Source organism: Flavobacterium sp. CLA17 (assembly GCF_013112255.2).
Classification (GTDB): domain Bacteria; phylum Bacteroidota; class Bacteroidia; order Flavobacteriales; family Flavobacteriaceae; genus Flavobacterium; species Flavobacterium circumlabens.
Genome location: NZ_CP068294.1, coordinates 3,746,313 through 3,770,420, shown reverse-complemented (window position 1 = coordinate 3,770,420; position 24,108 = coordinate 3,746,313). Strand labels below are relative to the sequence as shown.

The window sequence follows — 24,108 nt, the reverse complement described above, 5'->3', positions numbered from 1 at the left end:
ATAATTCACACTATAAAAAGAATAAAAGCTCTGATTTATCAGAGCTTTTTTTATGGATTCAATTTCTTGTATATTTATTTCCAGTTAAGCTGTAGTGCGAAACATGTTTTATCTTCTTTGGTTATGCTAAAAGTAGAATCAGTTTCAGTTTCACTCTCATGAATGATAACAGCATCATTCAGTGATAATTCCTTCATGAAATTCATTTCGAAACTGGCAATTTTCTGATTTAGTATTTTTTTAGGATCAACATGATCCAGGCACCATTCCAGGTATTTTACATTGTTAGCATGATTGACAATGTCCAAGTCTGATAAATAAACCGTTTTTTCAAAAACAGACTCTTTCTCCGGATTGACATTTATTTTCGAAAAACCTTCTGTCGTAGCTCTGTTATCAGGAAATAGTTCAAAATGTTCGTAAGGCAAAGCTAAAGCTTCCGGGCGACGCGCTTTGGTGTTGAATACAGCCCAGAATGTTTCGCTTCCAACAATCTTTTTTCCGTTTACATACATTTCAAGCGCACGAACAGAACGGGAGTTCTCAAGGCTGTTGATCCATGTTTTTACCGTTACAATATCCTGCCATTTAGGTAAAGCAGTTACTTCTACACGCATTCTGCTTAAAACCCAGGCCTGATTAAATTCCTGCATATCGGCGAAACTAATTCCTCCAATTTCAGAATGTGCGGCAGCCGTTAGTTGTAATAGGTTGCACAAATCGGTATACTTTAAATAACCGTTTGGTGTGCATTGCGTAAAATTAATTTCCCAGTCTTTGCTTAAAACGGATGTGAAATTTGGAGATATTGGCATTTTTGAATTTTAGATTTTTAGATTTGATTTGGGAGTATAGAATAAAGAATATAGAGTCAAGAGTATAGAATAAAGAGAATAGATTTGGATTACTTTATAAAATTTTCTACGTACGCTATAATTTGTTTTCTGTCTGTTGCGTAATCAAACCATTTTGTGTTTTCATTTCGTTTGAACCAGGTTAATTGTCTTTTAGAAAATCTTCGTGTGTTTTTTTTGATTTCTTCTATGGCAAAAGGCAATGTAAATTCTCCGTCAAAATAACTAAATAATTCTCTATAACCGACCGTTTGGAGCGCATTTAACGCTTTATTAGGATATAGGCTTTTTGCTTCTTCCAGTAAACCTTCGTTCATCATAATATCGACACGCTGATTAATCCTGTCGTAAATAACAGGTCTGTCAGCATCTAAACCAATTAAAACAGGAGTGAAGTTGCGGTTGTTTTTCTTTTGATTCAGAAAAGAAGAATAAGGCTTTCCGGCTCCAATACAGACTTCTGTAAAACGCATCATTCGCTGTGGATTTTGTAAAGTCTGTGGATTTTCCAACGCGATTTTTTGATAATATTCAGGATCCAGATGTTGTAATTGTTCTTGTAAATAAGTAATTCCGAGTTTTTCGTAATTTGAATTTACTGCAGTACGAACTTCAGGATCAATTTCAGGAAACTCGTCAAAACCTTTTAAAATGGCATCCACATATAAACCGGAACCTCCAATAAGAATGACATAATCACTCGTTTGAAAAAGTTCCTCAATTTTTGCTAAAGCTTCTTTTTCATAATCGCCAACAGTATAATTTTCGAATATCGATTTATTTTGAACAAAATGGTGTCCGGCAGCTTGTAATTCTTCCTGATTCGGAACGGCTGTGCCAATGGTCATTTCCTTAAAGAACTGACGACTGTCGCAAGATATAATTTCACAGTTGAAATGTTGTGCCAAAGCAATGCTTAAGGACGTTTTTCCTATAGCTGTCGGGCCTACGATGGTAATTAGATATTTCATATTTTTTAGCCCGGATGGAAACGGAAACCCCGGAATTATAATTGTTCGTTTTTTTTTGGGATACAAGAGCGACCAGCGGAAGCTCCTTTTATGCCTTTAAAAAACTACAAGTATAAGGAGGAGTTGCAGTGTACAGCCGGATTGGCTCATAATTTAAATTTTCGGTAATTCTGTTCCGCATTCATAGCAATATTTCGCGCTGTCAAAGTGTACTTGTGAATTACATTTCTGACATGTTTTTTTTGTACTAACGGCATTATTTCTAAGGCTGCTTTTTGCAAATTCGGCAGTTACAATTCCTGTAGGGACGGCTATAATTCCGTATCCCATAATCATTACTAATGATGCTAAAAACTGGCCTAATGGCGTTGCCGGTGAAATATCACCGTAACCTACTGTTGTGAGGGTTACTATGGCCCAGTAAATACCGGCAGGAATACTGGTGAAGCCACTTTCTTTGCCTTCAACGAAGTACATTAATGCACCAATAATTACGGCACTAATCACGACAAAATAAATAAAGACGAGAATTTTTTCTTTACTGCCTTCCAGTGCTTCTTTTAATTGGTAGGACTGATGCGATATTTGCGGAATGTGCAGGATTTTGAACAGCCTGAAAAAACGCAAAACCCTTACGATAGTCAAAATATTTGTCGCCGGAAAAAAAATGGACATGTACATGGGCAGTATAGCCAGCAAATCGATAATTCCATAAAAGCTAAAGACATATTTCAGCGGTTTCTGAATAGAGATAATTCGCAGCAGGTATTCGATTGTAAAGAAAACGGTAATGATCCATTCGCAAATTAACAACTGTGAATGGTACTTCTGATTTATTCCTTCTACGGTATCGAGCATCACCAGAATAACACTTAAAAGTATTAATCCGAGAAGCACTAAATCGAACATACGCCCTAAAATAGTGTTTGTTCCGTAGAGAATGATTTTTATTTTTTCTCTGAAAACCTCGTATTTTGATTTATTTTTTGTCATCCCTACGAAGATACGTAAAGTTTGTAAGTATTAAAAATGAAGAATTTTCAGCGATTTGCTTTTACGGATGTAACTTTGAATAATATTTTTGACATCCCGATTGTTTTGCATCGGAATAAGAATATTTTTCAGGATTTCAATATTTGTGATTTGGTAATTCAAATCATAGTACGCATATCCTTTATAAATTCCGTTTTCGATTAAGACAGCGCTTCGTTCGTTTATATTTCGGCCTCTGTCAATCAGAATCATGCTTTTGTTCTCGAAACTGTTTTCGGAGATGAATTGCTGAACCCTGATATTGTATGCTTCCGGAGTTATCTGACCAATGCAGGCGCCATCACATTCTTTTATTTTATATTGAAAACACTCTTTTTTAGCGATATACAATCCGGTCAGTTTCTGACACAAATGATATTTGGCGGTATGCGCGAAAAGGGCATTTTTACCTTCCTGCAAACTGGCGTAAGAGGTGACTTCTTTTTTACGGCCATCTGCTTTTTCCAGTTTTAGATTCAGATAGCCATTACTGTCTTTTTCGGTATATAAGGCATATGGAAAAATTGTTTTTCGCTGAGAACGATTGTATCTGGGTCTGTTTATTTTTACTTCTTCGCTTTCTTTTAGCAGTGCGATTAATTCGCTTCCGGTTTCATTATAAGTTATAGTAAAAACTTCAGCCTGAATTTTTTTGCTTTTTGTCGTAATTCCGGTAAAATGCTGATTGACCCTTTTTTTGATATTCTGGCTTTTACCGATATAAATTAGCGTTCCACTTTGGTTATGAATGTAATAAACTCCGGTTTTTGTAGGCATTTGCGATAAAAGATCCAGGAATTTGGGTGCAATTCCTTTTTCAACTTCCAGTTTTATGAAATCTTTTACAATGGTTTTCTCTAAATCTTTTTCCAGAAGCATTTTGAATAACTTTGTCGTTGCCATAGCATCACCACTGGCGCGGTGTCTGTCTGCCATAGGGATTCCGAGTGCGCGGACCAATTTTCCTAAACTGTAAGAAGGCTGCTCCGGAATTAATTTTTTAGCCAGTTCAACAGTACAAAGCGTTCGGGCTTCAAAATCATATCCCAAACGACGGAATTCGGTACGCAAAATTCTATAATCAAAAGAAGCGTTGTGCGCCACAATAATACAGTCAGAAGTGATTTCGATAATTCTTTTGGCTACCTCAAAGAATTTAGGCGCAGAACGGAGCATAGCATTGTTGATTCCGGTTAATTTCACCACGAATGGCTGAATTGGAATTTCGGGATTGACAAGGCTAATGAACTGGTCAATTACCTCATGGCCATCAAATTTATAAATGGCAATTTCGGTAATTCCTTCTTCATTAAACTGGCCTCCGGTAGTTTCTATGTCTAGTATTGCGTACATTTTAAATGTCAATTTCAAAAATCAATGGCAATTTCAATTTCAAAAATCAATTTCAATTTTTGAAAATTGTTATTGTAATTGAAATTGTCATTGTAATTGAATTATTTTTTATTTATTATCATTTTTGCTGAAATTGCGATAAGTTGTTCTACTTCTATTAAAAGTGTACTTCTTTTATCGTTATCACCTTCTTTAATGTAATCTAGAATTTTTAATGAGTTTCTTGACTCTTTTAACTCTTTTACAACTAATGAAACTTTAAAAATAAAATCTTTATCCGTAATTGTGCCTTGTGCCTCTCCAAAATTTAAAGACGCGCTTCCTGATGATCTAATTAATTGATTTTTGTAATATTCATTTTCAAATAATCTTTGTAATTGTCGTGTAAAGAAAATACATTCTCCGGCAAAACGAACCAGTCTGTCTTCAAAATTGAATATTTTTTCCATTTAAGTTATTAATTTTTGACTCTTGCAATTGATTATTGAAAAATTATCTTCCTCTAAAAATGCTGCTTCCAATGCGAACCATTGTGCTTCCGCATGCAATAGCCAGTTGGTAGTCGCCGGACATTCCCATAGAAATAGTATTCAGCTCGCAATTTTCAGTTTGCAATGTTTGAATGGAATCAAAAATAGACTTTAAATGTGTAAATTCTTTTTTAATCTGGTTTTGGTCTTCTGTAAATGTTGCCATTCCCATTAAACCTAATATACGAATATTTTTCATCTCTTTAAATTCGGTTGAAGATAAAAGTAAATTCAATTCGTTTTCATCAAGACCAAATTTAGTTTCTTCTTCAGCAATATGTATTTGAAGCAGGCAATCGATAATTCTATTGTTTTTTAATGCCTGTTTGTTGATTTCCTGCAATAATTTAAGACTGTCAACACCATGAATCAAACTCACAAACGGAGCCATAAATCTGACTTTATTTGTTTGTACATGGCCAATCATATGCCATTCTGTATCTTTTGGCATTTGTTCCCACTTATCGGCCATTTCCTGGATTTTGTTTTCTCCAAAAATACGCTGACCGGTTTCGTAAGCTTCCATTAAGTCAGCTACGGGCTTTGTTTTAGAAACAGCCACTAAAGTTACGTTTTCCGGCAAAGAAGCGTTTATAGAATCTAAATTTGATGCGATTGACATGCTGTTTTCTTTTTATGAAAGGATGAATTGCTTAGAAATTTTCTCTGCTTTTTTACTTTCACTGTAATCATAAAAACCTTCACCGGATTTTACGCCCAGTTTTCCGGCTCTCACCATATTGACCAATAACGGGCAAGGAGCATATTTAGGGTTTTTAAAACCTTCATACATTACATTTAAAATAGCCAGACAAACATCAAGTCCAATAAAATCAGCTAATTGAAGCGGTCCCATCGGGTGACCCATTCCTAATTTCATTACGGTATCAATTTCATAAACTCCGGCCACTTTATTGTATAACGTTTCGATTGCCTCGTTTAGCATGGGCATCAAAATTCTATTGGCTACAAAACCCGGATAATCGTTTACTTCAACAGGGGTTTTACCTAATTTTTCAGATAAATCCATGATGGTTTTTGTTACTTCGTCGCTGGTATTGTATCCGCGAATGATTTCTACCAATTTCATAATCGGCACCGGATTCATAAAATGCATTCCGATTACACGCTCCGGATGTGTTACAACAGCTCCGATCTGGGTAATGGAAATAGAAGAAGTATTAGTAGCTAAAATCGTATTATGCGAACAGGCTTCATTTAATTGTCTGAAAATGTTCAATTTTAATTCGACATTTTCAGTAGCCGCTTCCACTACTAAATCCACACCAACTACACCGTCCTTTATATCAGTATAAGTAATAATATTGGTGATTGTTTTGGCAACATCATCAGCAGAAATAGTTCCTTTTGCCAGCATTCGATCCAGATTGGCAGCAATAGTTGCCATTCCTTTATCTAATGATTTCTCGGAAACGTCAATTAGTTTTACAACAAAACCACTTTGTGCAAAAGTATGAGCAATTCCGTTACCCATTGTTCCTGCACCAATTACAGCTATAGTTTTCATTTAATTTTGGTATTTAAATTTTAAAAGTTAAGGTTTAAAGCGGGTTTTAAGCCAACTTTAAACCTTAAAAAATAAGAGTATATTTATTGTGTTATTTTTTGAAACAATCGATGATTTGATAAGCCACACGTAAAGCATCAGTAGCTTGTTCCAGTGTTACAACCGGTGTAGTGTTGGTGCTGATTGCATTTGCAAATGATTCTAATTCATCTAAAATGGCATTGTTTTGCTCCACATCAGGATTGGTGAAATAAATCTGTTTTTTTACGCCTTCGGCATTTTGCAGGATCATATCAAAATCTCCCGGAATTTCAGGGGCATCTTTCATGCGGACTACTTCGCATTTTTTCTCCAGGAAATCAACTGAAATGTAAGCGTCTTTTTGAAAGAAACGCGTTTTACGCATGTTTTTCATCGAAATTCTGCTTGCCGTTAAATTAGCAACACATCCATTTTCGAATTCAATTCTGGCATTCGCAATATCCGGGGTTTCACTAATTACAGAAACACCGCTCGCATTAATATTTTTTACTTTTGAATTTACAACACTTAAAATCGCATCGATATCGTGAATCATTAAATCCAAAACTACGGGAACATCGGTACCACGCGGATTAAATTCGGCCAAACGATGTGTTTCTATAAACATCGGATTTTCGATCATATTTTTGGTTGCAATAAAAGCCGGATTAAAGCGCTCCACATGGCCCACCTGACCTTTTACATTGTATTCTGCAGCTAAAGCAATAATTTCTTCCGCTTCATCAACCGTATTGGCAATAGGTTTTTCTATAAAAATATGTTTACCGGATTTGATCGCTACTTTGGCACATTTATAATGCGAAAGTGTTGGCGTTACAATATCGATTACATCAACAGCGTGAATTAGTTTTGCAATAGTGCTGAAGTTTTTATAGCCAAATTCTTTTGAAATTCTTTCGGCATTTTCCTGATTTTCGTCGTAAAATCCAACTAATTCGTATTGGTCAGATTGTTGTAATAAACGTAAATGTATTTTACCAAGATGACCAGCACCTAAAACTCCCACTTTTAACATGATAATGTATTTTAAACAAAAATATAATTTATTTGTTGAAAGTAAAAGTTAATGCATTAAAGATTTAGCGATTTAATCATTATAAAAGAATACTTCATGTATATATTTTGATATTCTTTAGTATTCAAAAATGATTCGTTGTGGATAAATTGTAAAAATAGACCACAAGCATTATTATAAAACTAATTGATAAAATTTGTAAATATCTTTTTTCTGTTTTAGGATCTCTTTTATTATTGATTACATAGGTGTCTGAGTAATCGTCGTGTAGATTTTTCCCCATTAAAAAAGATAGACTTTCCAATGGAATAAACCTCAATAATGTTCGTTTTAGAATCATCGAAAAGTCAGGTGAATTTCCATCTTCATCTGTTACATAACAAGCTGTTAGAAATTTTGCAGGTGTATTTTTAAAGATAGATTCAAACATCAGGTAGTATAGAAATTTAATAAGGGAAAAGAAAACTACAATGCCAAATTTATCTCCAAAAGTTGTTTTTAAATAGCTGAAAAAAGCAGTTAGCAGCTGATTTTTTTCTGAGTAGGTGATAAATCCAAAAGCAATTACCGTTATAATAAAAGAATCAATAAACAAGTTTAAAAAACGCTTATAATTGGATGCGTTTTCGAGATTATTTTCAATCAATTGGTTATTTTCAATAGTATTTGAATTTAGATTTTTGGTTAAGAAATGGTATGAGATGAAAATGTATAATAAAGTAATTACTATATAAAAGCCATCATAAATACCCAGCTTGTCAATATTAAAGTAAGAAATAAACGAGAATATTTTTATTACAGAACCCAGAAATACTAAACTGTAATTAAAAACTAATAATTTGGTTTCTTTATATTTAGAGAAGTAATAAATAAGTGCGCCAGCAAGAAAAGATAAATAATAGAATAAATTTATAAGTGCTATATTCGTACTTCTGGATGAATTACTTGTTCTTTCTGTAACAACAAAAATATCCATTCCTGAATAATAATAAGGATTGCTGTGAAAAACAATAAAATTCAGAAACTCCGTTAAATCTTTAATGTCAAAAAAAACAAAAAAAACGGATAAAGAAATACCCCAAAGAGCAAAAAATAAAGAGAGAAGAAAGATAGTTTTTTTCATAAGATGTTAACGTTCATTAGCTTTTAAGTTCGTAACCAAAAATAGAAATTAAATGATTAAAAAGTAGTTGACATTTGATAATTTGTTTTCTTATTTTTGTCCAAATAAAACCTACCAATTTTGAAAGATACTGCCAAACATCAAGGACTTCGTAATCAATTAGTAAGCACTTTAGAGCAAAAAGGAATTACTGACAGAGCAGTTTTAGAGGCTATAAAAAAAATCCCGAGACACCTTTTTCTTAATTCCAGTTTTGAAGATTATGCTTATCAGGATAAGGCATTTCCTATTGGTGCGGGGCAAACGATTTCACAACCTTACACGGTAGCTTTTCAGTCGCAGTTATTAGAGGTTAAAAAAGAGCATAAAATTCTTGAAATTGGCACCGGTTCAGGTTATCAGACAGCAGTTTTGTGTATGCTCGGAGCAAAAGTTTACAGTGTTGAAAGACAAAACGAATTGTTTAAGGCTACTTCAAATTTATTTCCAAAGTTAAATATTCGTCCCAAACATCTTTCTTTTGGTGATGGATATAAAGGATTGCCTAATCACGCTCCTTTTGACAGTATTATTGTTACGGCAGGAGCCCCGTTTATTCCGCAGCCTCTTATGGCACAGTTAAAAATAGGAGGAAGGCTTGTGATTCCATTAGGGGAAGACGTTCAGATTATGACTTTGTTAATACGCAAAAACGAAACGCAATTTGAAAAACACGAGTTTGGAGAATTCAGATTTGTTCCTTTGTTAGAACATAAAAATTAGATGGTATAAACACAAATTTCACTAATTTACCCGTAGTAAGTTAGTGAAATTTTGTTTTATTGGGCAATAATACCAATGTATCTTTCTAAGTTCTCTTTTTCTATCTGAGCAATAAAAAGTAAAAAATCTTCTTTATTGTTTTTGGTTTGAGCTGTTTCTAAACTTTGATAATATTGCATCCGACTATCATAATCTCCTTTTATATTGGCAATGATATAACCTTTTTGCAATAAAATTAAATTCATGACCAGACGAGAAGTTCGCCCATTTCCATCAATGAAAGGATGAATAGTAACAAGGCGTTCATGCATTTCAGCAGCTAAAATAACAGGATGCAATTTGTTTTTATTGATTTCGTACCAAATAAAATAATCTTCCATCGCTTTCCCAACCATGTAGGGCTGTGGCGGCATATGTGAACTTCCTTTTATCATAACCTGAACCTTTCTGTAGCGACCTGCATCTTCCGGGATGATACCGCGAAGAATTAAATTATGAATGGACAAAAGATCACGTTCGTTTAAGGAAACATTTCTTTGCATCAAATCTTTAATAAACCCAATGGCTTCCTGATGATTAATCGCTTCCAGATGTTCCCGCATGCTTTTGCCGGAAATAGTTAAACCTTCGTTGATAACCATATCAGTTTCACGCAAAGTCATTGTATTTCCTTCAATTCGATTGCTTTCAAATGTATACTCTAATTCAAGAGCCTGAGTAATTCTATAACTGTCAAATTGACGATAACTATCTAACTTTGCTTTTAAAAGATCAATCTCTTTTAAAAGATTTTCCAAAGTGGCAGAGATTTTTAATTTTGAAACAGTTCTATTGTATTTAATTTCCTGCTCGGCTACCATTAAAGCTTTTAAGGCAAATTCATCATCGCCAATTTCATAAAGAATCTTTTCCTTCAACCAGGCAATCATCAAAGTTTCATAATCAATTTCTAGAAGTTGCGAAAGTTTTGAAATCTGATCTTTTGTTGGTTTTCTTGTTCCTGATTCAAATTTGCTTATTAAAGCCTGATCAATGCCAAGAATCTGCGCCACTTCACGGGTTTTTAGGCCCTTCTGCTCTCTTGCATTTTTAAGAAGTGTTTTCATTTTTTAATTATGTTTTAAATTGTCTTGACAAATTTAGTCATTTTTATTAAATAAAAAAAAAGTAACATCATAAAAGAAATTACTTTTTTTTAAATTGATTATTTTGGTGGTAAAGAACCTTCTTTTTTATTTCTCTAACAATATCTTGTACAATAGTATCTACAAGTTTTGCCCAGATTTACGTTTAGTTAGAAGTTACTGTAAAAAAATTGTTTTTAGTTATAAGCTTTTTTAATTCGGTCCAGATCACGTTTGGTATCCTGTTCCTTAAGGGATTCCCTTTTGTCGTAATTTTTCTTTCCCTTGCAAAGGCCTATTTGTAGTTTTGCCAGTCCCTTTTCATTGGTGAATAATTTTAAAGGAACTATAGTCAATCCTTTTGCCTGCACATTTTTATGAAGTGTTTTTAATTCTTTTTTGTTTAAAAGCAATTTTCTTTCACTTCTGGATTTATGGTTGAACTGATTTCCAAACGTATATTCTTCAATATAGGTATTGATAGCAAAAAGTTCAATCCCGCTAAATTCACAAAAACTTTCGGTAATATTTGCTTTTCCTAATCGGATAGATTTGATTTCGGTTCCGGATAAAACGATTCCGGCAGTATAGGTGTCGATTATTTCGTAATCGAAACGCGCTCTTTTATTAAGTATATTGACTGATTTTAACATAGATGCAAATGTAAAATAAAAATGAAAAACTTTGAGGGAATTAAAGATAATTATATTTTTTTTAATCTATGATTTTAATCATTTTTAGGGAAAAATCTTACTATTAAGTTTGTTGTATAATTTAAAACAGACTTATTATGAAAAAAATTGTAACACTTATTAGTATAGCATTAATTTGCTTAACTGCAAAAGCTCAGGAAGTAGACAAGGGATTAAAAGGAGCGTGGTTTGCAACATCACAGTTCGGATACCAGCAAACCAAAACAGCAGATGTAAAAAATACAAGTTTATCTGTACTGCCAATTGTAGGTACATTTGTTACGCCTTCTGTTGCTGTTGGAGCCGGATTTGGTTATATGAACATAAAATCGGATTCGGATAAGGGAACTGCTGCCAAAACCGATCTGATTGTGATTCAGCCATTGGCAAGAAAATATTGGAATGTTGCAGGTTCTCTGTATTTCTTCGGTCAACTTGCAGCGCCAATTATCACAGGAAAAGAAAAACAAAGTGACTTAAAAATCACGCAGTTTGGGTTATCACTATCCGGAGGATTCGATTATTTTGTCACTAAAAATTTCTCGGTAGAATTCTCTTATGACCTGGCTAATTTCACTTCAACCACTCTGGATCCAAAAATTGGGGAGAAAACAACGGTAACCAATTTTGGATTAGCGCACGTTGCCAATGTTGAGCCACTTTATAATGGTACTTTAGGCGGAAGCAGCCCTAACCTGACCTCACCACTTTCTTTTGGATTTAAATTTATATTCTAATCGTTAGTTGATGATATTGGTTTCAATTTGCTAATTTTGCAAAAAAAAGAAAGACCGTGCTTTTTTAGAGTACGGTCTTTTTAGTATTATTTAAAAATATCAGATGGAAAATCAATCTAAAGATCCTTTGCATGGAATTACACTAAAAGCTGTAGTCGAGAAATTAGTAGACCATTATGGTTTTGATACTTTGGCAGAATTGATTCCTGTAAAATGTTTTACTTCAAATCCGAGTGTAAAATCAAGTCTTACTTTTTTACGAAAAACAGATTGGGCACGAAAAAAAGTAGAGGATTTATACGTTAAATCAATTCCTAAGTTTTAAGGAATTAATTTAACTTATAAGAAAGCATCACACCTCCGCGATACGGAAGCCATTCACCGCTTTTGTTCCAGTTTTGAGCTTTATCATATCTGCCCGGAGTTCCGTCATTGTAATATCCGTGATAAAACCCCTGATGCCAGCCGCCTCCGGCAAAAATATCGAGTAGGAATTTGTCATTCAATTTGATGTTATACCCAACCGTAACCCCCATTCGGTATCCAAAACCGTGTTCATATTTATTGCTTTCCCAGTAATTCCATTTTTGAATTTCATAGATATCCGGTCCTATATGTGCACCAACATAAAATCCATTATATTTTTCTTTAAAATGATAACGAAATTCAGGAGTCAGGGTGTAAAATTTCATTGGACTGTGTCCATCAAAAGATTCCCAAAAAGAAGCCATAAGATCAACACTGAAGGTAGTTTTTTCTCCAATACTGGTTTCAATTCCTATATTAGGTATTGCAATTGCAGCTGTGGCAGCATTAAATTTCAGGTAGGTCTGACTTTGTGACTGGGTAGATAAGAAAAGAACAAACAGGATTAAGATTTTTTTCATAAAGTGGTTTTTCAGGAAAAAATAAGCTTCAGTTGCTTATTTTGCGTGCAAATATAACGCAATACGATACCAGACTGTTGTGTGAAAAATAATTTTAACAGGTTTTATTTTTCCAAAAATTCCTGAAAAAGTTATTTATCTAATAATGAATAAATTACTTTGTCCAAAAATACACCTTCATAAAATTCTGCTTCTTTTAAATGTGCTTCTTTAACAAAACCACATTTTTGTAATACCTTTTCCGAAGCAAAGTTCTCAGGATCAATAACAGCCTCGATAGAATGCAGTTTCAGATCATCAAAACCATAACGTATTAATCTATGTACAGCCTCCGGAATAATCCCTTTTCCGTGAAATTCCGGTAATAACATATAACCGATTTCAGCGCGGTAATTTTCAGGCTGCATTCTGTAATAGCCAATTATTCCAAGCAATTTCGGATTATCTTTTAGCGTAATTCCCCAGTTTATTCCAACATTTGTCACAATTTTTTCTTCAATCATTGCAATATGTTCAAGGGCATCTTCAGTCGTTTTTACTAAAGGCCTCGGGATATATTTCATTGTTTCAGGGTTTGAACGCAATTCGAAAATTTCGTTCAAATCAGCATCCGTAATTCTTTTTAAAAGTAAACGTTCGGTTTCTATAGTTGGAAATGGAGAAAAGTTAAATTCTAACATTTTTTTATTTTATAATATTTGTATACTAAATTTTGAGTTGAATGTTTGTTTTGCATCCAAAATCAAAATCCCTTCCTTTTCGAATAAATCACCGGAGTTTTCGGCTGTATCGGAATAACCAAACCAGGGTTCAATACAGACAAACGGAGCTTGTTCTTTTGTCCAGATTCCTAAACTTGGAAAATCTTCAAAATTAACCCTTACATAAGGTTTAGAGTTTTCGAGAATTGTCAGGGAATCAGATTCTAATGTTTTAAACACCAAAGCATCATTTTCGAATAGCTGATACTTTAGGGGAACCAAATTAGCTGTAGTTTCGAGTACCTCGGTCTTAGTTGATATTAAATCATTTTCGAGAAGATTGTACTTTAAAACTTCGTCTTTTTCAAACTTAAAAGAATACCTTTCAAAGGCATCCGGTAAAGCAATTGCAGGATGGGCACCAATTGAAAAAGGAATTTTATCAGCTCCTTTATTAATTACCTTATACCTAATAGTCAGCTCTTTTTCTGCTAAACTATAAAGGAGCTGTAATTCAAACTCAAAAGGATATTTTTGAAGGGTTTCGCTGTTCGATTGTAACGAAAAAGTAGCACTGCTATCCGTTTTATTAATCAATTCGAACTCCATATCACGCGCAAAACCATGTCTTGGAAGCTGATATTCTTTATTATTAATGGTATAAGTATTGTTTTTTAAAGTTCCTACGATAGGAAAAAGAACCGGTGAGTGTTTTCCCCAGAAATCGGGATTGCCTTCCCAGATGTATTCGTTGTTCTGATAGTCTTTTATTGAAAATAATTCAGCTCCGGCATGTTTTATCGAAACCTTTAAACTTGAATTTGAGAGGATTGTATTCAAAATCTTAAAATTGAAATAAGTTACTTTTAATGAATTGTAAATATATTTTATAAATTTTAGTTTTTTCTATAAATGGCTGAAATTATTTTTTTAATAAAATTTTGATAAAATTAAATATAAGCTTCAGTTTTTCTCTGTAAATAGCTTTTTTTTTCATTAATTTGCTACATAAATAGCTAAAAAATATGAAAAAGCGTTCCTCAAAAGCCTTATTAACCATGGCTTTATTTGTTGGGATTTCTTCTGTTTGGGCGCAACAAACGCCAGCTACAACAGCAGCAAATCCAGTTAACAACTACAATTATCATGATGCATTCGCACCCCATTTTTACACTAAAAATGGTACACCAACCCGTTCTGCAAGCGGTCAGCCGGGAGTTGAGTACTGGCAAAACAGGGCAGATTACCAATTAACGGTAAAATTAAACGGTATTACAAATGAACTTGTCGGTACAGATGAGATTACTTATACGAATAACAGTCCTGATAAATTGTCATTTGTCTGGTTGAATTTGGACCAGAATTTATTCAAGGAAGATTCAAGAGGAAATGCTGTCGTGCCTTTAACAGGAAGTCGTAACGGTGCTCAGGGTCAGGTTTTTGATGGTGGAAATAAAATTAAATCAGTAAAAGTAATTTCTACAGGAAAGGATAAAACGGAGACTGTTGCAAAATATATCGTTACAGATACCAGAATGCAAATTTTTCTGCCTAAAGAACTGGCTTCAAAAGGAGGAGCTGTAAAGATTAAAATTGAATATTCATTCATTGCTCCTCTGGAAGGATCAGACAGAATGGGAGTCTTAGATACTAAAAACGGAAAAATTTTTACGATTGCACAGTGGTATCCGCGTATGTGTGTGTATGATGATGTAAGAGGCTGGAATACTGCACCTTATTTAGGAGCTTCTGAGTTTTATTTGGAGTATGGTGATTTTGATGTAAAAATTACAGCACCTGCCAATCATTATGTAGTAGCATCCGGAGCGTTGTTGAATGGTGCTGAAGTACTTTCTGCAGAGCAATTAAAACGATACAAAGAAGCGGAACAAAGTGATAAAACGGTTATGATTCGTTCTGCTGATGAAGTTGCTGCAACTGCAAATACAAATGCAACGGCAGAGAAAACATGGCATTACCAAATTAAAAACGCACGTGATTTCTCCTGGGCATCTTCTGCGGCTTTTATTTTAGACGGAGCAAAAATAAACTTGCCAAGTGGTAAAAAATCATTGGCATTATCGGCTTATCCGGTAGAAAGCGCGGGTAATGATGCTTACGGGCGTTCAACGGAATATGTAAAATCATCGATTGAGCATTATTCTAAAAGATGGTTTGAATATCCTTATCCGGCAGCTACAAATGTAGCAGGAAATGAAGGCGGAATGGAATATCCCGGAATTGTTTTCTGTGGATGGAAATCTAAAGGAGATGATTTATGGGGAGTTACAGATCACGAATTCGGGCATATCTGGTTTCCTATGATTGTAGGATCGAATGAACGTTTATTTGCCTGGATGGATGAAGGATTTAATACCTTTATCAACTCTGTAAGTTCTGTTGATTTTAACAACGGAGAATACAAGCAAAAAGCTTCCGATTTGCATCAGGATGCAGAGGGTTTAACGAGTCCGACACTGGAAACAATCATGAGTTCTCCCGATAATATGAAGGAAGCTAATATTGGTACTTTATGTTATTTCAAGCCAAGTGCCGGCTTAACAATTTTAAGAGAACAGGTTCTTGGAGAAGAACGTTTTGATAAAGCATTGCGTACTTATGTAGAGCGTTGGGCTTTTAAACACCCAACTCCTGACGACTTTTTCAGAACAATTGAAAATGTTGCAGGTGAAGATTTAAGCTGGTTCTGGAGAAGCTGGTTCGTAAACAACTGGCGTTTTGATCAGGGAATCAATTCTGTTAAATATGTGAAAAATGATCCTGCAAAAGGAGCTATAATTACTGTCGAAAATTTTGATAAAATGCCGATGCCAATTGTTTTGGATGTAAAAACAAAAAGCGGAAAAGTAACCAGAGTAAAATTACCGGTAGAAATTTGGCAGCGTAATAACGACTGGTCTTTCAAAAATAACTCTACTGAAGAAATTGAAAGTATAACGCTGGATCCTGATCATGTTTTTCCGGATTACAACGAAAGTAACAATGTCTGGACGGCAGGAAAAAGTTTGCTTGAAAAAGATATTATTTTAGACGGATATATCGGAACTTACTCAACAGCGAAAGCACCTTTGAAAATCGAATTCACAGAGAAGAACAGTGTTCTTAATGTAGAAATAACAAACTTTCCTAAGTTTTCTGTTGAACCGGTTGAAAATGAAAAAGATACTTTTCAATCCAAAAGAGCTGGTTTGAAATTTAAATTTAACGAAGCTAAAACTGCTTTTGACATGATTGTTTTAGGAAATGGACAAGTAATTCCGTTTACTAAGAATTAAAAGATAAAGTTTTTTAATATTAAAAACCCGATGGTATTTGTTACTATCGGGTTTTTTAGTTTTCAGTCGAAGTCACAGTCTCAGTCACAGTCTCAGGTCAATTTTCCGGCTTGCTTAGCCATTAGTAAGTTCCAGGGTTTTAAAAAAAAACTAAGAACCTTAGTACCTTAGTATCTTAGCACCTTACAAAACTAACAATACATTAAAAAAATGTTAGAATTTTATTTTTATGGTTTGTAAATAAAAAAATAGTGTACTTTTGCACCGATGAATAAAATAAGTTTACATATAACTTCTTTGTCACGGACAAACTCACCTGGTACTTCTCCCGAAGTACGGATGCTATCTCTATAGTATTCACCGAGTTTTTCGCCGCGTATTTATTTATATTCATTTTCTATTTTGAAATCACATCATTTGTCCATTGGACAAACCTATCCTGAAAGCACCTATTGTTTGAAATCATCTCGTAATCAACTTTTTGATTTAGAAGGTGTTATCTTTATTTTGCTTAACTTTATTGGATTGGTTTTTAGATTTCAAACGAAACAAAATGTTTTAATTTTTAACTCTAACTTCAACTATTGAAATGAAGATCTCTATTGTTGTAACTCAGGAAGAACACTTTAAGTATGCGCAGGAAATTTGCGATACAATAGAATCATCGGCTTTGTTAAGAGGCACGGGGATTGCTAAAAGAACTCCTGAATACATTCAGAAAAAAATGTCCAGCGGTGATGCGATGATTGCTTTGGCAGATGGAAAATTTGCAGGTTTTTGTTATATCGAAAGTTGGCAGCACGGAAAATTCGTGGCACACTCGGGTTTAATCGTACACCCGGATTACAGAAGTTTAGGTTTAGCCAAAAAGATAAAATCAAAGGTTTTCGATTATTCCCTGGAAAGATATCCTGATGCCAAAATATTTGGAATCACTACCGGTTTGGCCGTAATGAAAATCAACTCTGATTTAGGATATAAACCGGTTCCTTTCTCTGAACTGACAACAGATCCGAGCTTTTGGTCGGGCTGTAAAACCTGTACCAATTATGAAATTCTGAAAAGCAAAGAAAACAAGATGTGCCTTTGCACCGGAATGCTGTACGATCCCAAAGAAAAACAAAAAGATCCGCCAAGACATCCTTTTAATGAAGCCGTTTTGAAAAGACTGAAAAAAATTAAACAAGCTTTATTCTTAAATAAAATCCTGTCTTTTATTTTATTGCCTTAAGAATATCCGTAAAAAAGAAATCTCAAACTTGCTACATACGAAAGTATTAGCCTAAATTATAAAAAATGAAAAAAGTTGTATTAGCTTATAGTGGAGGATTAGATACCTCGTATTGTTTGAAATATTTAAAAAATGAAAAAGGATACGAAGTTCATACTGTGCTTGTAGATACAGGAGGATTTGATGCTGAAGAATTATCAGCCATAGAAAAAAGAGCCTACGAATTAGGAAGTGCACAACATACCAACCTTACTATTGTAGATAAATATTATGATAAAGCCATAAAATATCTGATTTTCGGAAATGTATTAAAAAACAATACTTATCCATTATCAGTAAGTGCAGAGCGTGTTTTTCAGGCCATTGAAGCCATAAAATATGCCAAAAAGGTAGGAGCAAGCGCCATCGCACACGGAAGTACAGGTGCCGGAAATGATCAGATTCGTTTCGATTTGATTTTCCAGACCATCGCTCCGGAAATCGAAATTATTACTCCGATTAGAGATCTGAAACTTTCCAGACAGGAAGAAGTAGATTATTTAGCTAAAAACGGCGTTCCTTATTCCTGGGAAAAAGCACAATATTCGATCAATAAAGGACTTTGGGGAACCAGTGTTGGAGGAAAAGAAACGTTGACTTCAGGTCAGCCATTACCAGGTGACGCTTATCCTTCACAATTACAAAAAGAAGGAGAAGAAAAAGTAAGACTGCATTTTGAGCAGGGTGAATTGGTTGGTATAAACGGTATAATGGACAAACCATCGAATAATATTGTTACTCTTGAAAAATTAGCCAATGCTTTTGCCATTGGAAGAGACATTCACGTAGGGGACACTATTATCGGAATCAAAGGAAGAGTTGGTTTTGAAGCTGCAGCGCCATTAATTATCATAAAAGCACACCATTTATTAGAGAAGCATACTTTAGGAAAATGGCAGCAATACTGGAAAGAACAGTTAGGAAACTGGTACGGAATGCTATTCCATGAAGGTCAGTTTTTAGATCCGGTGATGAGAAACATTGAAACGTTTTTGCAAGACACACAAAAAACGGTAAACGGAGTCGTTACGGTTTCATTAAAACCATATCATTTTTCGCTTGACGGAATTGAATCCGATAATGATTTGATGAATACCGGTTTTGGTCAATATGGTGAAATGAACAATGCGTGGACATCCGACGATGCAAAAGGATTTATTAAGATTTTGGGAAATGCCCAAAATATATTTTCATCTGTAAATCACTTAGATCATGATTAATGTTGGAATAATTGGTGGTTCAGGCTATACGGCCGGAGAACTCATCAGAATATTAATGTATCATCCCAATGTAAAAATTGATTTTGTTTACAGTACTACAAATGCCGGAAAACCACTTTCAATAGCACATCACGATTTGATGGGAGATATCGAAATGAATTTTACTGATGTGATAAATCCGAATGTAAACGTTGTTTTTTTATGTCTGGGACACGGAAAATCTATTTCGTTTTTGCAGGAAAATCAATTTGCCGGACATACTAAAATCATTGATCTAGGAAATGATTTCAGATTGAATAAAGATGCGCATTTCGAAGGAAAAGATTTCATTTACGGTTTGCCGGAATTGAATAAATCAGAAATTAAAAAAGCCAATTTTATTGCAAATCCGGGTTGTTTTGCTACAGCAATTCAGCTGGCCCTGTTGCCTTTGGCTAAAAATAATTTACTGAACAATGATGTTCATATCAATGCAACAACAGGAAGTACCGGTGCCGGAGTTGGTCTTTCAGAAACCGCTCATTTTAGCTGGAGAAACAATAATATGTCTCATTATAAAGCTTTTGAACATCAGCATCTAGGAGAAATTTCAGAAAGTTTAGTGCAATTACAGGATGATTTCGAAAGTGATTTGCTTTTTATTCCAAACAGAGGAGATTTTCCAAGAGGAATTTTTGCCACCTTATATACCATTTCAGATGATAGCCTGGAGCAATTGGTTGCTAAATACCAAGATTTCTATAAAGACGAGCCATTTGTAACCGTTACAACGACTAATATCAATATGAAACAAGTCGTTCAAACCAATAAATGTATCATTAGTTTATTGAAAAAGGGAAACCGGGTTTTAATCACATCAATCATTGATAACTTAACCAAAGGTGCTTCGGGACAAGCGATTCAGAATATGAATTTAATGTTCGGATTAGAAGAAACCACAGGTTTACATTTGAAACCAAGCGGATTTTAATAATAGTTTCAAGTTTAAAGTTTCAGGTTTCATGTTCTATGAGCAACCTGAAACCTGAGACCTGAAACAAAATAAACAAAAAAAATGAACTTATTTAACGTTTACCCCTTATATAATATTACCCCTGTAAAAGCCTTAGATTGCACGATTACAGATGAAAACGGAACAGAATACTTAGATTTATACAGCGGTCATGGTGTAATTTCTATCGGACACACTCAGCCCGATTATGTGGCCAAATTGAAAAATCAACTGGATCATTTGGGTTTTTATTCGAATGCCATTCAGAATCCTTTGCAGGTAGAACTGGCTAAGAAATTAGGAAAACTTTCCGGCCTGGAAGATTACGAATTGTTTTTGTGCAGTTCCGGTGCTGAAGCGAACGAAAATGCACTGAAATTAGCGTCATTCCATAACGGAAAATCGAGAGTCCTGGCTTTTCATAATTCGTTTCACGGAAGAACTTCTGCAGCTGTCGCGGTTACAGATAACAAGAAAATTGTAGCCCCGATAAATGCACAGCAGGAAGTTACTTTTCTGCCTTTAAACCAAATCGAATTAGTAGAAGCAGAACTGCAAAAAGGAGATGTTTCCAGTGTAATTATTGAAGGAATTCAGGGAGTTGGAGGTTTAGATGAAGGAACAACCGAATTTTTTCAGGCTTTGGAAAAAGCTTGTAAAAAACATGATGTGGTTCTGATTTTGGATGAAGTGCAATCCGGATACGGAAGAAGCGGAAAGTTTTTCGCTTTTCAACATCACGGAATAAACGCTGATATTATTTCGGTTGCGAAAGGAATGGGGAACGGATTTCCGGTTGGAGCCATTTTAATTTCACCAAAATTTGAAGCAAGTTTTGGATTATTAGGAACCACTTTCGGCGGAAGCCATTTGTCTTGTGCAGCAGGAATTGCAGTGCTGGATGTAATCGAAAAACTGGATTTACAGAAAAATGTAAATGAAGTTTCAGCATATTTCGCAGAGCAGATCAAACAAGTTTCGGGAATCAAAAAAATAAAAGGAAAAGGATTAATGCTGGGAATTGAATTTGATTTTGATGTTGCGGCATTGAGAAAGAAATTAATTATCGAGAAACATATTTTTACCGGAAGTGCCAACAACAAAAACCTGTTGAGAATTTTGCCACCATTAACAGTGAAAAAATCAGACATTGATACTTTTATCGTAGCTTTAAAAGAAAGTTTAGAAGAGCTTCAAAACTAATTTAAACCCGACAGGTTTTTAAAACCCGTCAGGTTTAAAATTAAAACAACCAACAACCAACAACCAACAACCAAAATGAATCCATTATCAATTGAAAAGCGAAATCTGGTTTTGCGGTCCATGGCAAAGCTCGTCGGGCAGGAGCGGAGCAGCATAATTCTCACCAACCAGGAGGATTTGCAGGCTTACGATGGCTCCGATTTAGCAATGGAAGAACGCCTGAAAGTAGATGATAAAAAAGTCGACGAGATGATTTTGTCCCTGAACCAACTGGCTTCCCAGGAAGATCCGGTTGGAGTAGAACGTTTTCATTTTATACATGATAATGGAATAAAAGTGATCAACAAAACTGCTGCTTTCGGAACGATTCTAATTATTTACGAATCCCGTCCCGATGTTACTATTGAAGCAGGTGGGATTGCCTTTAAATCCGGAAATAAGATTTTATTAAAAGGAGGAAAAGAAGCTTTAAAATCGAATTTGAAAATTGTGGATCTATGGCATCAGGCTTTAGAAGAAAACGGAATTTCAAAAGAGTGGGTAGAGTATCTGAATTATAATCGTGCAGAAACTCAGGTTTTTTTAGAAAAACCAACTCAAAAAGTAGATTTAATTGTTCCGAGAGGAGGAGAAAAACTAATTGAGTTTGTAAAAGCACACGCAACCTGTCCGGTTATTGTAAGCGGACGCGGCAATAATTTTGTTTATGTTCACGAAAAAGCAGATACGGATTTGGCTCTAAAAGTAATTTTGAATGCTAAAACGTCTAAAATATCAGCTTGTAATGCAGTTGATAAAGTTTTAATAGATTCAAAATTGCCCAACTTTGAAGGTTTTACCGCTATTTTAATCGAAGAATTAAAAGAATATAAGGTTGAAGTTATTGTGGATGAATCTTTAAAAAATTTCGAAGATACAGCAACACTTCAAAATGAAGATATTTGGTACGAAGAGTTTTTAGATTATAAAATTGTCATTGGAACAATTGATTCAAAGGAAAATGCAATCGAAAAAATAAACAAATATTGCGGTGGACATTCGGCTGTAATTATTACCAGAGATGATGAAGCAGCACAGGAGTTTATGGAAGCTATTGACGCAGCAGCCGTTTATCAGAACGCTTCAACCCGCTTTACAGACGGAGGACAATTTGGTTTAGGCGGAGAATTAGCGATAAGCACAGATAAATTGCACCAAAGGGGACCAATTGGATTGCAGCATCTGGTTACCAATAAATGGTTCGTTTACGGAGAAGGCCAAATTAGATAATTTGATAATTTGATAATTTGATAATTTGATAATTTTAGATTGTGATTGTGATTGTGATTGTGATTGTGATTGTGATTGGAATTTGGAGTTTCAAAGGAAGTATTTTGATAATTGCAATTTTGTTCAGTTTAATTCGAATTTGGATTTTTAAAATTTGAAATTTATTAAGACAAAGCTTTGCGATCATTGCGTTTATAATCGTCAAAATATAAAAAAAACTTTGCGCCCCCTGCGGTAAAAAAACAATATAAAACTTAGGCCCTTAGCTACTCAAAAAAATGACTAAAAAAAGGATTTTATTAAAAATAGGAAGTAATACCCTAACCAAAGAAACTAATCATATTTCGCGGGGAAAGATTGAAGATATCGGAATGCAGATTGCAGCCTTAAACAAGGATTATGAATTTGTAATCGTGAGTTCCGGAGCCATTGCAGCAGCCAGACAATTTGTAAAACTGGAAAGTAAAGGTAAAGAAATTGCCTTGAAACAAGCTTTGGCATCAATTGGACAGCCCCATTTAATGCGGATTTTCCATGAAAATTTCAGTGATTTGGGATTATTGACTTCCCAGTGTTTATTGTCTTATTCTGATTTCGAAAAAGACCAGTCGAAAGTAAATATTGTCAATACCATTAACGTTTTGGTGGAGAACAATTACATTCCGATTATAAATGAAAATGATACCGTTGCCACAGATGAGATCCGGTTTGGGGATAATGATAAATTAGCCGCTTTAACGGCAGTGCTGCTAAATGTTGATATGCTGATTATAGCTACTAATACAAACGGAATTTACACCAAAGATTCCATTCACAATGAAGTTCCGGAAACCATAAAATTAGTAAAGGATTTAAAACTTTTGGAAAAAGAAATCGGCGAATCAAAATCATCACACGGAACCGGTGGAATGCAGTCCAAAATCGAAGCAGCCGGAATTGCAAAAGCAGCCGGAATAGAAACCTGGATCGTCAACGGATTAGATGATAATTTTATTTTAAAAGCATTAAAGGATGAAATTCATTTTACTAAAATCGTTTAATTGTAACGCGGATAGTACAGATTCGCTATCGCGAAAACGCTGATAAAAACGGATTTTTTACCTATGGAATTATTACATGAAGAATTAACAGATGTTATTATTAAAACTTTTTATGAAGTTTATAATGAATTAGGATACGGATTTTTAGAAAAGGTTTATTTAAATTCATTGTATCTGGAATTAAAAAGCAAGGGTTTCAAAGTTGAGGCTCAGAAAAAAATTGAAGTTTACTATAAAGGAATTGAAGTTGGAGAATATTACGCAGATTTAGTTGTTGAAAGTCTCGTAATTCTTGAATTAAAAGCTGCTGATAGTATTGTTCCTGTTTTTGAAAATCAAATATTAAACTATTTGAGAGGTACAAATTGTGAAGTAGGCTTGCTTTTAAATTTTGGAAAGAAACCAGAATTCAAACGGAAAGTTTTCGAAAATAGCAGAAAAACAAGAAAATAAAAATCAGTTTTATCA

At 34.4% G+C, this 24,108-nt stretch carries 25 protein-coding genes; 11 read left to right on the top strand and 14 right to left on the bottom strand.

Going from position 1 to position 24,108, the window contains the following annotated elements; all coding sequences use genetic code 11:
• Window positions 1-74: 74 nt before the first annotated feature.
• The 9 genes from HAV12_RS15435 to HAV12_RS15395 all read right to left on the bottom strand — a co-directional run bounded on the left by HAV12_RS15435 (window position 75) and on the right by HAV12_RS15395 (window position 8,448).
• Window positions 75-815 carry an acyl-[acyl-carrier-protein] thioesterase gene (locus HAV12_RS15435; protein WP_171570443.1) on the bottom strand — a complete coding sequence of 247 codons (741 nt, stop codon included), beginning with the start codon at window positions 813-815 and terminating at the stop codon, window positions 75-77.
• A gap of 89 nt (window positions 816-904) precedes the next feature.
• On the bottom strand, window positions 905-1,825 hold the full coding sequence (miaA, locus tag HAV12_RS15430; protein ID WP_171570442.1) for a tRNA (adenosine(37)-N6)-dimethylallyltransferase MiaA: 921 nt from the start codon (window positions 1,823-1,825) through the stop codon (window positions 905-907).
• A 153-nt stretch (window positions 1,826-1,978) separates the two neighbouring features.
• Window positions 1,979-2,818: an ion transporter gene (locus HAV12_RS15425; RefSeq protein WP_171570441.1), complete on the bottom strand. Its 840-nt coding sequence runs from the start codon at window positions 2,816-2,818 to the stop codon at window positions 1,979-1,981.
• Window positions 2,819-2,848: 30 nt separating this feature from the next.
• Window positions 2,849-4,210, bottom strand: a complete 1,362-nt coding sequence (locus HAV12_RS15420; protein ID WP_171570440.1) for an exonuclease domain-containing protein — start codon at window positions 4,208-4,210, stop codon at window positions 2,849-2,851.
• Between the two features lie 101 nt (window positions 4,211-4,311).
• A complete protein-coding gene (locus tag HAV12_RS15415; RefSeq protein ID WP_171570439.1) occupies window positions 4,312-4,659 on the bottom strand; it encodes a four helix bundle protein in 348 nt (115 codons plus the stop codon).
• Between the two features lie 43 nt (window positions 4,660-4,702).
• On the bottom strand, window positions 4,703-5,362 hold the full coding sequence (locus HAV12_RS15410) for a YggS family pyridoxal phosphate-dependent enzyme (RefSeq protein ID WP_171570438.1): 660 nt from the start codon (window positions 5,360-5,362) through the stop codon (window positions 4,703-4,705).
• A 12-nt stretch (window positions 5,363-5,374) separates the two neighbouring features.
• Window positions 5,375-6,268 carry a 3-hydroxyacyl-CoA dehydrogenase family protein gene (locus tag HAV12_RS15405; protein ID WP_132033624.1) on the bottom strand — a complete coding sequence of 298 codons (894 nt, stop codon included), beginning with the start codon at window positions 6,266-6,268 and terminating at the stop codon, window positions 5,375-5,377.
• A gap of 91 nt (window positions 6,269-6,359) precedes the next feature.
• Entirely contained in the window at window positions 6,360-7,325 is a 966-nt protein-coding gene (locus HAV12_RS15400) for a Gfo/Idh/MocA family protein (RefSeq protein ID WP_132033626.1), read from the bottom strand.
• Between the two features lie 124 nt (window positions 7,326-7,449).
• On the bottom strand, window positions 7,450-8,448 hold the full coding sequence (locus tag HAV12_RS15395; RefSeq protein WP_171570437.1) for an RDD family protein: 999 nt from the start codon (window positions 8,446-8,448) through the stop codon (window positions 7,450-7,452).
• A 120-nt stretch (window positions 8,449-8,568) separates the two neighbouring features.
• Between HAV12_RS15395 and HAV12_RS15390 the strand changes: the two genes are divergently transcribed.
• Window positions 8,569-9,210 (top strand): protein-L-isoaspartate(D-aspartate) O-methyltransferase, encoded by a 642-nt coding sequence (locus tag HAV12_RS15390; protein ID WP_171570436.1) that lies wholly within the window; start codon window positions 8,569-8,571, stop codon window positions 9,208-9,210.
• Between the two features lie 56 nt (window positions 9,211-9,266).
• Here the strand turns inward: HAV12_RS15390 and HAV12_RS15385 are convergent, their stop codons facing one another.
• Window positions 9,267-10,316 (bottom strand): Fic family protein, encoded by a 1,050-nt coding sequence (locus HAV12_RS15385; protein WP_171570435.1) that lies wholly within the window; start codon window positions 10,314-10,316, stop codon window positions 9,267-9,269.
• A 215-nt stretch (window positions 10,317-10,531) separates the two neighbouring features.
• Window positions 10,532-10,987, bottom strand: coding sequence for an SsrA-binding protein SmpB (gene smpB, locus HAV12_RS15380; RefSeq protein WP_047776350.1), 456 nt, complete (start codon window positions 10,985-10,987; stop codon window positions 10,532-10,534).
• A 137-nt stretch (window positions 10,988-11,124) separates the two neighbouring features.
• Here smpB and HAV12_RS15375 point away from each other — a divergent pair, with 137 nt between their 5' ends.
• Together HAV12_RS15375 and HAV12_RS15370 are read left to right on the top strand one after the other, a co-directional pair.
• Complete coding sequence (locus tag HAV12_RS15375; RefSeq protein ID WP_132033636.1) at window positions 11,125-11,763, top strand: outer membrane beta-barrel protein; 639 nt, start codon at window positions 11,125-11,127, stop codon at window positions 11,761-11,763.
• Between the two features lie 103 nt (window positions 11,764-11,866).
• The gene (locus tag HAV12_RS15370; protein ID WP_171570434.1) at window positions 11,867-12,088 is read left to right on the top strand and encodes a VF530 family DNA-binding protein; all 222 of its coding nucleotides are present in this window, start codon (window positions 11,867-11,869) and stop codon (window positions 12,086-12,088) included.
• 4 nt (window positions 12,089-12,092) lie between these two features.
• On the opposite strand, the gene HAV12_RS15365 is transcribed toward HAV12_RS15370, so the two are convergent.
• The 3 genes from HAV12_RS15365 to HAV12_RS15355 form a co-directional block, all read right to left on the bottom strand.
• Window positions 12,093-12,650, bottom strand: a complete 558-nt coding sequence (locus HAV12_RS15365) for a DUF3575 domain-containing protein (protein WP_171570433.1) — start codon at window positions 12,648-12,650, stop codon at window positions 12,093-12,095.
• Between the two features lie 131 nt (window positions 12,651-12,781).
• Window positions 12,782-13,330 (bottom strand): GNAT family N-acetyltransferase, encoded by a 549-nt coding sequence (locus tag HAV12_RS15360; RefSeq protein WP_171570432.1) that lies wholly within the window; start codon window positions 13,328-13,330, stop codon window positions 12,782-12,784.
• Window positions 13,331-13,339: 9 nt separating this feature from the next.
• Complete coding sequence (locus HAV12_RS15355; protein WP_171570431.1) at window positions 13,340-14,191, bottom strand: aldose 1-epimerase family protein; 852 nt, start codon at window positions 14,189-14,191, stop codon at window positions 13,340-13,342.
• A 185-nt stretch (window positions 14,192-14,376) separates the two neighbouring features.
• On the opposite strand from HAV12_RS15355, the gene HAV12_RS15350 reads away from it, so the two are divergent.
• The 8 genes from HAV12_RS15350 to HAV12_RS15315 all read left to right on the top strand — a co-directional run bounded on the left by HAV12_RS15350 (window position 14,377) and on the right by HAV12_RS15315 (window position 24,093).
• The gene (locus HAV12_RS15350) at window positions 14,377-16,647 is read left to right on the top strand and encodes a M1 family metallopeptidase (protein WP_171570430.1); all 2,271 of its coding nucleotides are present in this window, start codon (window positions 14,377-14,379) and stop codon (window positions 16,645-16,647) included.
• 589 nt (window positions 16,648-17,236) lie between these two features.
• The gene (locus tag HAV12_RS15345) at window positions 17,237-17,878 is read left to right on the top strand and encodes a GNAT family N-acetyltransferase (protein ID WP_171570429.1); all 642 of its coding nucleotides are present in this window, start codon (window positions 17,237-17,239) and stop codon (window positions 17,876-17,878) included.
• Window positions 17,879-17,943: 65 nt separating this feature from the next.
• A complete protein-coding gene (locus tag HAV12_RS15340; RefSeq protein WP_171570428.1) occupies window positions 17,944-19,137 on the top strand; it encodes an argininosuccinate synthase in 1,194 nt (397 codons plus the stop codon).
• Window positions 19,130-20,107, top strand: coding sequence for an N-acetyl-gamma-glutamyl-phosphate reductase (gene argC / locus HAV12_RS15335; RefSeq protein WP_171570427.1), 978 nt, complete (start codon window positions 19,130-19,132; stop codon window positions 20,105-20,107). The genes HAV12_RS15340 and argC overlap by 8 nt, the downstream gene beginning before the upstream one ends.
• A gap of 84 nt (window positions 20,108-20,191) precedes the next feature.
• Window positions 20,192-21,331 carry an aspartate aminotransferase family protein gene (locus HAV12_RS15330; protein WP_171570426.1) on the top strand — a complete coding sequence of 380 codons (1,140 nt, stop codon included), beginning with the start codon at window positions 20,192-20,194 and terminating at the stop codon, window positions 21,329-21,331.
• Window positions 21,332-21,406: 75 nt separating this feature from the next.
• Window positions 21,407-22,600: a glutamate-5-semialdehyde dehydrogenase gene (locus tag HAV12_RS15325; protein ID WP_171570425.1), complete on the top strand. Its 1,194-nt coding sequence runs from the start codon at window positions 21,407-21,409 to the stop codon at window positions 22,598-22,600.
• A gap of 278 nt (window positions 22,601-22,878) precedes the next feature.
• Window positions 22,879-23,640: a glutamate 5-kinase gene (proB, locus tag HAV12_RS15320; RefSeq protein WP_171570424.1), complete on the top strand. Its 762-nt coding sequence runs from the start codon at window positions 22,879-22,881 to the stop codon at window positions 23,638-23,640.
• A 63-nt stretch (window positions 23,641-23,703) separates the two neighbouring features.
• Complete coding sequence (locus HAV12_RS15315) at window positions 23,704-24,093, top strand: GxxExxY protein (protein ID WP_171570423.1); 390 nt, start codon at window positions 23,704-23,706, stop codon at window positions 24,091-24,093.
• Window positions 24,094-24,108: the final 15 nt, after the last annotated feature.

Coding starts and splice junctions, on each gene's coding strand:
- HAV12_RS15435 (WP_171570443.1), bottom strand. CDS start 815: ATGCCAATATCTCCAAATTTCACATCCGTTTTAAGCAAAGACTGGGAA.
- miaA (WP_171570442.1), bottom strand. CDS start 1,825: ATGAAATATCTAATTACCATCGTAGGCCCGACAGCTATAGGAAAAACG.
- HAV12_RS15425 (WP_171570441.1), bottom strand. CDS start 2,818: ATGACAAAAAATAAATCAAAATACGAGGTTTTCAGAGAAAAAATAAAA.
- HAV12_RS15420 (WP_171570440.1), bottom strand. CDS start 4,210: ATGTACGCAATACTAGACATAGAAACTACCGGAGGCCAGTTTAATGAA.
- HAV12_RS15415 (WP_171570439.1), bottom strand. CDS start 4,659: ATGGAAAAAATATTCAATTTTGAAGACAGACTGGTTCGTTTTGCCGGA.
- HAV12_RS15410 (WP_171570438.1), bottom strand. CDS start 5,362: ATGTCAATCGCATCAAATTTAGATTCTATAAACGCTTCTTTGCCGGAA.
- HAV12_RS15405 (WP_132033624.1), bottom strand. CDS start 6,268: ATGAAAACTATAGCTGTAATTGGTGCAGGAACAATGGGTAACGGAATT.
- HAV12_RS15400 (WP_132033626.1), bottom strand. CDS start 7,325: ATGTTAAAAGTGGGAGTTTTAGGTGCTGGTCATCTTGGTAAAATACAT.
- HAV12_RS15395 (WP_171570437.1), bottom strand. CDS start 8,448: ATGAAAAAAACTATCTTTCTTCTCTCTTTATTTTTTGCTCTTTGGGGT.
- HAV12_RS15385 (WP_171570435.1), bottom strand. CDS start 10,316: ATGAAAACACTTCTTAAAAATGCAAGAGAGCAGAAGGGCCTAAAAACC.
- smpB (WP_047776350.1), bottom strand. CDS start 10,987: ATGTTAAAATCAGTCAATATACTTAATAAAAGAGCGCGTTTCGATTAC.
- HAV12_RS15375 (WP_132033636.1), top strand. CDS start 11,125: ATGAAAAAAATTGTAACACTTATTAGTATAGCATTAATTTGCTTAACT.
- HAV12_RS15370 (WP_171570434.1), top strand. CDS start 11,867: ATGGAAAATCAATCTAAAGATCCTTTGCATGGAATTACACTAAAAGCT.
- HAV12_RS15365 (WP_171570433.1), bottom strand. CDS start 12,650: ATGAAAAAAATCTTAATCCTGTTTGTTCTTTTCTTATCTACCCAGTCA.
- HAV12_RS15360 (WP_171570432.1), bottom strand. CDS start 13,330: ATGTTAGAATTTAACTTTTCTCCATTTCCAACTATAGAAACCGAACGT.
- HAV12_RS15350 (WP_171570430.1), top strand. CDS start 14,377: ATGAAAAAGCGTTCCTCAAAAGCCTTATTAACCATGGCTTTATTTGTT.
- HAV12_RS15345 (WP_171570429.1), top strand. CDS start 17,237: ATGAAGATCTCTATTGTTGTAACTCAGGAAGAACACTTTAAGTATGCG.
- HAV12_RS15340 (WP_171570428.1), top strand. CDS start 17,944: ATGAAAAAAGTTGTATTAGCTTATAGTGGAGGATTAGATACCTCGTAT.
- argC (WP_171570427.1), top strand. CDS start 19,130: ATGATTAATGTTGGAATAATTGGTGGTTCAGGCTATACGGCCGGAGAA.
- HAV12_RS15330 (WP_171570426.1), top strand. CDS start 20,192: ATGAACTTATTTAACGTTTACCCCTTATATAATATTACCCCTGTAAAA.
- HAV12_RS15325 (WP_171570425.1), top strand. CDS start 21,407: ATGAATCCATTATCAATTGAAAAGCGAAATCTGGTTTTGCGGTCCATG.
- proB (WP_171570424.1), top strand. CDS start 22,879: ATGACTAAAAAAAGGATTTTATTAAAAATAGGAAGTAATACCCTAACC.
- HAV12_RS15315 (WP_171570423.1), top strand. CDS start 23,704: ATGGAATTATTACATGAAGAATTAACAGATGTTATTATTAAAACTTTT.